Source organism: Sulfurovum sp. (assembly GCF_049668085.1).
GTDB lineage: Bacteria > Campylobacterota > Campylobacteria > Campylobacterales > Sulfurovaceae > Sulfurovum.
The window spans coordinates 1-8,128 of the sequence record NZ_JBATIY010000086.1 but is presented as its reverse complement, the minus strand read 5'-3'; the positions used below and the strand labels follow the sequence as shown (position 1 = coordinate 8,128).

8 protein-coding genes and 1 pseudogene are annotated in these 8,128 nt (G+C 38.0%); 3 read left to right on the top strand and 6 right to left on the bottom strand.

What is annotated here, in order from left to right:
* From WBM70_RS05800 to pheS, 4 genes and pseudogenes are all read right to left on the bottom strand, one after another.
* Positions 1–391: pseudogene (locus WBM70_RS05800) on the bottom strand (3-phosphoshikimate 1-carboxyvinyltransferase); the annotation flags it as partial.
* Complete coding sequence (locus WBM70_RS05795; RefSeq protein WP_424557565.1) at positions 388–1,239, bottom strand: 4-hydroxy-3-methylbut-2-enyl diphosphate reductase; 852 nt, start codon at positions 1,237–1,239, stop codon at positions 388–390. The gene WBM70_RS05795 and the pseudogene WBM70_RS05800, both read right to left, overlap by 4 nt.
* Before the next feature lie 2 nt (positions 1,240–1,241).
* Positions 1,242–3,575, bottom strand: a complete 2,334-nt coding sequence (pheT, locus tag WBM70_RS05790; protein ID WP_424557564.1) for a phenylalanine--tRNA ligase subunit beta — start codon at positions 3,573–3,575, stop codon at positions 1,242–1,244.
* A complete protein-coding gene (gene pheS, locus WBM70_RS05785) occupies positions 3,572–4,564 on the bottom strand; it encodes a phenylalanine--tRNA ligase subunit alpha (RefSeq protein WP_424557563.1) in 993 nt (330 codons plus the stop codon). Before pheS ends, pheT begins: the two co-directional genes overlap by 4 nt.
* 203 nt (positions 4,565–4,767) lie before the next feature.
* Between pheS and WBM70_RS05780 the strand changes: the two genes are divergently transcribed.
* Entirely contained in the window at positions 4,768–5,121 is a 354-nt protein-coding gene (locus WBM70_RS05780) for a histidine triad nucleotide-binding protein (protein ID WP_424557562.1), read from the top strand.
* Between the two features lie 168 nt (positions 5,122–5,289).
* Here WBM70_RS05780 and WBM70_RS05775 read toward each other — a convergent pair whose 3' ends face one another.
* On the bottom strand, positions 5,290–7,125 hold the full coding sequence (locus WBM70_RS05775; RefSeq protein ID WP_424557561.1) for an ABC-F family ATP-binding cassette domain-containing protein: 1,836 nt from the start codon (positions 7,123–7,125) through the stop codon (positions 5,290–5,292).
* Between the two features lie 133 nt (positions 7,126–7,258).
* On the opposite strand from WBM70_RS05775, the gene WBM70_RS05770 reads away from it, so the two are divergent.
* Positions 7,259–7,465, top strand: a complete 207-nt coding sequence (locus WBM70_RS05770) for a hypothetical protein (RefSeq protein WP_424557560.1) — start codon at positions 7,259–7,261, stop codon at positions 7,463–7,465.
* Between the two features lie 39 nt (positions 7,466–7,504).
* Here WBM70_RS05770 and WBM70_RS05765 read toward each other — a convergent pair whose 3' ends face one another.
* Complete coding sequence (locus tag WBM70_RS05765) at positions 7,505–7,714, bottom strand: hypothetical protein (protein WP_424557559.1); 210 nt, start codon at positions 7,712–7,714, stop codon at positions 7,505–7,507.
* Positions 7,715–7,803: 89 nt separating this feature from the next.
* Here WBM70_RS05765 and WBM70_RS05760 point away from each other — a divergent pair, with 89 nt between their 5' ends.
* Positions 7,804–8,010, top strand: a complete 207-nt coding sequence (locus WBM70_RS05760; protein WP_424557558.1) for a DUF1450 domain-containing protein — start codon at positions 7,804–7,806, stop codon at positions 8,008–8,010.
* Positions 8,011–8,128: the final 118 nt, after the last annotated feature.

The following is an 8,128-nucleotide window of genomic DNA, read 5'->3' as shown; positions in this document are numbered from 1 at the left end:
CTACCAAATGCCCTATGGGCCGCTCTTTCATTCTAGGTTCACCCGTAAGGAAATAAGAACCCGTACCCAAACATAAGGCAGCACAAAGTGGTCGCATAGCAGTACCTGCATTACCTAAAAAAAGTTCTTGTAGATCCACACTATGTATCGCTCCTGCATTACCCGTGATAGTGCATTCTGTTTTATCTTCAGAGAGAGTATAATTAATGCCAAGCTGTTTAAGTGCATTGAGCATATGTCTAGTATCATCACTCTCTAAAAGATTAGTGATCTTCGTAGTTCCTTCAGCCAATGCTGCTAACAGTAAAGCCCTGTTTGAAAGACTTTTAGACCCCGGAAGATTGATCTCTCCATCTATTTTAGCGATGGGTTTAAGTGTTAATGTATTCATATAACCTCATCAACTTTCTTCATTTCTTGAATCTTATTGATCACATTTTGTACGATCCAGTCAGGAGTAGAAGCTCCTGCAGAAATACCACAAAGTTCTTTCCCCTCAAACCAATCAGCTTCAAGTTCTTTCTCATTCTCAATGAGATAGCTGTCTTTACAATCACGTTCACATATACTGTGTAGTTGCTTGGTATTAGAAGAGTGTTTCCCTCCGATGACGATCATGACATCTGCCTCTTTAGCCAGTTCCGACGCAGCATCCTGATTTTCAAACGTTGCGTTACATATGGTGTTAAACACCCTAACCTCTTTACGTGTTGCCATCAATGCAGTGACTATTTTGGCAAAATCTTCAGGTTTTTTCGTTGTTTGTGAAACAACTGCAACTTTTCCTTTCAAAGGAAGTACTTCCAACTCTTCAGGCTCAAGTACGATAAATGCATCATCAGGATCTTCTGCATAACTCACAACACCTTTGATCTCAGGATGATCATGATCTCCAAAGATCACGATACTATAGCCCTCTGTACTCATCTTTTGTACAATATTTTGTGGGGTTGTTACATAAGGACAAGTCGCATCTATCACGTTATGGTCTTGGCTTTTTAATACAGCCAATTCATCTTTAGGGATACCATGTGTACGGATCACCACAGCATCATCAGTCTCTATATCTTCTATACGCTCAGCAAGACCAATATTGAATCCTACTTTAAGTCTATTGATTTCATCTTTGTTATGAATTAATGGACCATAAGTGACAGATCCTCTGTGTTCTTCAGCTATTTCAATAGCCCTCTTTACACCAAAACAGAATCCATAATTAGATGCTAATTGTATTTTCATCTCTATCTCAATTCAGCTTTACATTCTGTCTTAAGTGAGGTCATAACCTGACCCATAACAGCTTCTATGTCACCATCTTCGAGTGTTTTTTCCATAGATTGTATAAAGAAACGTACCGTAAGACTTTTTTTATCACCTAACTTTTCATCTACATAGATATCTACAGGATATGCATCTTTAAGCATTGGAAGTTCCAGTGCATTAAGTACTTTGGCTACTTCATAGTAATTTAAAGACTTATCTATCACTACAGAAAGATCTTTGTAGACACCTTGGAACTTAGAAATTGGCGTTGCATTGATATGCTTAGGTAACAAGGCATCAAAATCAAGTTCTGCGATGAATGTCTCAGGAATACCAAAACTCTCCTGTACTGTTGGATGAAGTTTTGATAAGAATCCACATACTTTCCCATCTACAATGATATTTGCAGACTGATATGGGTGGATAAGACCATTGTTATACGTACAAGGCACCAGTTCAAAAGCACCGATAACAGCACCTACTTTTTGGGTAAAAGAGGCGAAATCTATCATCTTTGGTTTACCAGCATTTCTTACATTTTCACCTTCAACCTGTCCAGAAAAGATAAAAGAGATCACTTCACTTTGTTCTCTTTTTGTTCCAAATATTGCACCCATCTCAAAAAGAGGGATAGATTTTTTACTATAACTCACATTACGTTTTACAGCATTCAATAAATTAACCATGATTGTGGATCTAAGCGTATTGAGTTCTTCAGCAATTGGATTAGCCAGTTCAAGTGTTTCCTCTACCGTAGAAAAACCGTATTTCTCCAGAAGTGCTCTTTCAGAAAAGACATAAGATACATTCTCATAAAAAGATACACCCACTGCACGGTTCTTGAACTCTTTTTTAGCCTGATATCTTGCCGTTGTATCATTAAGACGCGGCTTTTCCGAAAAGACAAAAGGTTTAGCTTCTATATTATTGATCCCTATGATACGTACTATCTCTTCAGCAATGTCCTGGATATGTTTAATATCGTGCCTAAAGAGTGGAACCACGGCAGCGATCACTTCATGCCCCATAGTATTTATTTCAAATCCAAGTTTCTGAAGTATCGTTACGATCTTGCCTATTTCAACATCCATACCTATGATAGATGCAATCTCTTTTGCATCTACGATAACAGTTTCATGTTCTCTTTCAACATTCACATTTAGAGAACCTTCATAACAAGAAATATCAGCTTGATTCTCCATCAGATAAGCAAAGAAAGAGAGACCAAAATAAAGCTCTGGATTAGAGCCCCTAGATGTCTTATAGTAAAGGTCATCCGTTTTTAAAGAGGTGGAAGAAACTGCTTCAACTAATGTATCTGGATTAATATAACTGGCTTCTATCAAAAGCTCTTTTGTTTCGTCGCCTGCTATAGCTTTTTCTTGTTGATTTACACCCACAACAGAAAGTACTTTCTCATTGCCTATGATTTCTATAATACCTTTAGATTTTGCTGCTGGATATACTGATATTTTATTTTCAGCATTACGGAAGACTTTACTATCATATGCACGTAATATAACACCTGTTGTATGTGTGGCATACGCTAATATACTTGTAAGTTTTCCTTCCGTTTCTACATTTACCATAGCTAAACGTAACTGTATAAGGAAACTGTTAGAGATGCCCTCTATCGTAGCTAGTTTATACTGTAGATCAGTATCCATCTCACCTGAATGGCGAAGCTCTGCTTCTCTTGCTATACCAAGCTTGATCTTGTCTTCTTGCTTATACTCAAAAGGTCTTATTTCAATCTCAAGTGCTGCACTTAAGTCTCTTGCTACCCCGTAGATACTCAGACAATCACCTCTATTTGCAGTAAGTTCAAGCTCGATGATCGTATCTGCTATTTTCTCATAGGAACCAATCTCTCTACCTACTTCAAGTTCACCGATACTTTCGTCAAGTATCATGATCCCTTTACCCATATCTGGCAATCCAAGCTCAGAAGAGGCACAGACCATCCCTTCACTCTCAACACCACGAAGTTTCGCATGTTTGATCTCAAAATCACCAGGAAGTACTGCACCAATAGTTGCCACTGCCACATACTCTGCATCCACAACATTTGCTGCACCGCAAACTATCTGTCTTGTTCCGCTTCCAACATCTATCTGACATACATTCAACTTATCAGCATCAGGGTGTTTTGCGCAAGAGATGATCTTTCCTACAACAACTTTCTCTGCTATATCTATTTGTGTTAGACTGTCAACTTCCAGTCCAATGGAGTTAAACGTTTCATAGAGCTTCTCATTAGAGACCTTACTTAGGTCTATAAATTCATTTAACCAACTTCTTGTTACTATCATCTAAACTGCTCCAACAAACGAATATCACCTTCAAACAAAGATCTTAGATCAGGTATTTTGTGCATCAGCATTGCAAAACGCTCTACACCCAATCCAAAAGCATAACCACTTACATCTTCATATCCCACTGCCTTAAAGACATTCGGGTCAACGATTCCACACCCAAGTACTTCTAACCAACCTGTATGAGAACAGACCCTACATCCTTCACCTTCACAAAATATACAAGAGATATCTACTTCAGCAGAAGGCTCGGTAAACGGGAAGAAACTTGGTCTGAATCTTACTTCAACGTCACCAAACATATAGTGTAAAAAGTCTATCAATATTGATTTTAAGTTAGCAAAGCTCACTTTACCTTTATCATCTACAACTAAACCTTCTACCTGGTGAAACATCGGTGTATGTGTCAAGTCATAATCACGTCTAAACACGGTACCCGGTGCGATCATTCTTATAGGAGGCTTTGTTTCCATCATCGTACGTATCTGTACCGGTGATGTATGTGTACGTAAAAGTCCACCATCTTTAAAGTAGAACGTATCTTGCATATCACGTGCAGGGTGGTATTTAGGAAGATTCAAGGCTTCAAAGTTATGGAAATCATCTTCAACCATTGGACCACTCTCAACAGCAAAGTTCAATGCAACAAAATAGTCAATGATCTTGTCCATTGTCTCCATGACTGGGTGCAAAGCACCTTTTTGCGCCAATGTGCCATAGAGTGACACATCGATTGCTTCACTTTTAAGTACTTTTTCTATCTCTTCTGACTTAAGTACTTCGTAACGCGCATCAAAACTTGCTTGCAAAGCTGCTTTATTTTTATTTAAACCCTCTGCAAATGCTTTTTTTTCTGGACCAGGAACATCTTTCATCTTAGCAAATTCAGCTGCTAAAACACCCTTCTTTCCAAAAAGCTCAACACGCACTTTTTCTAATGTTTCAAGCGAATCAGCATGAACAATTTTCTCTTCTAAATTTTCCATTTAACCTCTATATGACTTCTATGTATTGTCGTGATTTTATCCAAAAGTTACTAATAATGGGATTTATTGCGGATTTTCTGTGTTATACTTTGCATATATAAGGCTTAGTATCACTACTTTATACGAATACTTGACATAGGCATATACAAGTTGATATGATAAGCAAAATTATTAAATAAACTAACCCATTAAAGGACCATTAAATGTGCATATTTTGCAAAATTGTAAACAAAGAGATCCCAAATAATACTGTTCATGAGAGTGAACATTTTTTAGCATTTCATGACCTCTACCCTAAAGCACCAATACACATTCTCATTATCCCTAAAACACATGTAGATTGTTTTCAGGATGTTACACCGGAAACCATGGCAGGACTGACTATTTTTGCACAGGAAGTAGCAGCAAAAGTGGGTGTAGATAAATCAGGTTACAGACTTGTCACAAATAACGGTGAAGATGGAGGACAAGAGGTAGCACACTTACATTTCCACATGTTAGGTGGAGCTAAACTTTTATGGGATCATACCCACGAAGATGCACACAAAAGTTTGTAAAAATTTTCTCATCTCAATATATTAAATTCATGTCATGGCGAACGCCCTCGTAAGCGGAGCGATTCGAGAGCCATGACGCTTTTTGTTACTTTTCTAAAAAAGTAAGGAGAGAAACAAAGTCACAGTTCAACTACTAAGGCAATCTAAAAAATCAAATGAACCCAGAAATTATGCGTCAATTTCTTCAAGTTTAAGTTCATACTCCGCCACGATCTCATCATCTTTTTCCGTAGCGATCTCTAAACGTTCAAAGAGTGCATCCACTTCTTGCTGCACAAGCCCTACTTCACGTGAAAGTTCCATAATAGCAGAGTTGTCACCAGAACTTGATGCTTTTTCAAGCTCTTCATTTTTTGCTGCAAGTTGTGTTTCTGCTATTTCAAGTTGCTCTTCACAGAACTTGATCTCTTTAGTATAAGGTTTACGTACTTCATTACGCTCTTGTGTGACAGCCTTTCGCAGTTTTTTACGTTCTTTATGATTAATCTTAGGCTTTTTCTTTTTAGGTGCAGCCCCCTCTTCCTCTTCCCAGCCGATCTTTTCCAGGAATTCATCATAGGTACCGTCAAAATACTCTGCTCCACCCTTGTGGAAGATGATAAGTGCATCAGCCAATCTTCGTAAAAGCATTTCTGAGTGTGTAACCATAATAAGTGAACCTTGAAAGTCATCTATAGCATCTGCAAGTGCATCGATGGACTGCATATCAAGGTGGTTGGTAGGTTCATCAAGGAACAGAAGGTTTGCCGGTGTTCCAATGATCTTTCCTAACATCACACGGCTGCGCTCTCCCCCTGAAAGTACCTCTATCTTTTTATCTGCAAGATCACCGGAAAACATCATACGTCCTGCTATACTGCGTGACTCAGGGATACCCATATCTTTACTCACTGAAGCGATCTCATCAATAATAGTTGACTTTACATTCAGTCTTTCGATGTTTGTTTGTCCAAAGTGTGCAAACGAGGTAGAAGGATGAAAGTCAAGTTTTCCCTGTTGAAGTGGCAGCTCTCCTGCAATGTAATTCAGTAGTGTTGACTTACCCTTACCATTTTTACCGATGATAGCCAAACGTTTACCCTTCTCCATTGCAAAAGTAATGCCTTGAAAAAGTGGCTCTTCAGGGTTATACCCAAAACCCAAATCTTCCGCACGAAAAATAACTTTTGCAGGTGTCTCTTTATATCTGAAATTAAATGACAAAGTCGCATCATTTTGTAAGTCTTCCATCTCATCCATTTTGTCAAGTTCTTTTTGCTTGGATTGCGCGAGTGCAGCCGTAGATGCTCTAGCTTTATTACGTGCTACAAATTCTTCAAGATCTTTACGCTTTTTATCTTGATTTGCCTTCGTCTTTTCATAGGTTTCATCTTCCATTTCGAGCGTTGAATAGTACTTGTGACTGTCACCCTGAACCAAGCGAAGTCCTTTACGCTGTACACCCATAGTGTGCGTTGTCACAGAGTCCATAAAGTCACGGTCGTGGGTTATGAGTATCACTTCACCCTCAAACTCTTTAATGAACCCTTTTAACCATCGTAAAGAGATAATATCAAGGTAATTGGTAGGTTCATCCAGTAACAACATATTTGGCTCTGTTGCCAAAAGTTTCACAAGGTTGATACGTATCTGGTACCCACCAGAAAAGCTCATAGGATCTTTATCCAGATCTTCTTCTGAAAAACCAAGCCCAAAAAGAAGTTTTTCTATCTTATAGAAGTTCCACTGCTCATCTTCAGGCAGAACCAAAGCGCACTCCTCACGTACTGTTTTCTCAGTAAATATAAGGTGTTGTCTCAACGTACCTATCATATAGTTTTTAGGGATGCTCACATCTCCAGAATCATAACTCTCTTCACCAAGAATGATCTTAAAAAGCGTAGATTTACCAGATCCATTACGTCCGACAAGTCCAATTTTTTGTCCAGGTGAAAGCTTGAGGTTGACATCTTTAAAAAGGGTTTGTCCCCCAAAGCTTTTAGAGAGGTTTGTAAGTTGTATCATTTGTATATCCATATATGGGGAGATTTTGTGGAATTATAGCGAAAAGTGTATTACATCATAAATGTCGCCTAACATATGTTTGAAAGTATTATCATTCTATAATGAAGATATACATTTCTAAAAAGGATAACAAATGAGCAACACCAACCTAAAACACTTAGAGAAAATAAAAGACACTATTGATAAATCAAATACACTCACAGAAGAGGAAAAAAGTGACTCCATGAAACGTATCGAAGAGTGGTATAGAGAAGATATGGCTTCAGGTACTTTCCTAAAAGAGTTGAGCGACCTTTCACCTACGATCAAAGCGCTACTTGCTGAACTTGGCCTACTCTAACATATACTCTGCTTTTCGCAGCAGAGTAACTTTTTTGAACTAATAATTTTTAAACTCACCCTCTTCAAATCTTACTTTTAGCCCATCAACAGCCTCTTGCATAATATCCAGGATTATTTTAGCAGCCAATGTATCGTCTGCTTCAGGCACATCCCAATCCGTGATCTTCATATTGACTTTAAAGATCCCATTTACTTCGGAGAGGATCTCATCTTTTCTTCTTAAAATATCTTGTTCTACAGGATTCATCATTTACCTTTCTTTATATGTCTAATAATTATCATACTCCCCTAACAGTAAAAAGTATCTGAAGTAGAAAAAATATGCTATAGTAGAATATGAAGATACAAATATGTAAAAAATTCTCGAAAGTAAATAAGCTTCAGAAAAAACTCGCAAAAGCTTTTCCTGATGATACCATCACCATAAAGTCATGTATCAGTATGTGTAAGCTGTGTAAAAAACAGCCTGTAGCTAAAGTAAAAGGCAAGAAGATCAAAGCCCAACGCATAGTAAAGCTCATCGATAAAGTCGACGAGCTCTAAAACCTACGAACAACAAGCTCCACCAAATCCATCTTCAAGAGGTACACTCATAGAGATGAGTTCTTCTTTCTGAGCTATCGTCTCACCATTTTGAATGATCGTATAACTCACCTTCACC

Excerpts from the sequence above, each read along its gene's own strand:
- WBM70_RS05795 (WP_424557565.1), bottom strand. The coding sequence starts at position 1,239 with ATGAAAATACAATTAGCATCTAATTATGGATTCTGTTTTGGTGTAAAG.
- pheT (WP_424557564.1), bottom strand. The coding sequence starts at position 3,575 with ATGATAGTAACAAGAAGTTGGTTAAATGAATTTATAGACCTAAGTAAG.
- pheS (WP_424557563.1), bottom strand. The coding sequence starts at position 4,564 with ATGGAAAATTTAGAAGAGAAAATTGTTCATGCTGATTCGCTTGAAACA.
- WBM70_RS05780 (WP_424557562.1), top strand. The coding sequence starts at position 4,768 with ATGTGCATATTTTGCAAAATTGTAAACAAAGAGATCCCAAATAATACT.
- WBM70_RS05775 (WP_424557561.1), bottom strand. The coding sequence starts at position 7,125 with ATGATACAACTTACAAACCTCTCTAAAAGCTTTGGGGGACAAACCCTT.
- WBM70_RS05770 (WP_424557560.1), top strand. The coding sequence starts at position 7,259 with ATGAGCAACACCAACCTAAAACACTTAGAGAAAATAAAAGACACTATT.
- WBM70_RS05765 (WP_424557559.1), bottom strand. The coding sequence starts at position 7,714 with ATGAATCCTGTAGAACAAGATATTTTAAGAAGAAAAGATGAGATCCTC.
- WBM70_RS05760 (WP_424557558.1), top strand. The coding sequence starts at position 7,804 with ATGAAGATACAAATATGTAAAAAATTCTCGAAAGTAAATAAGCTTCAG.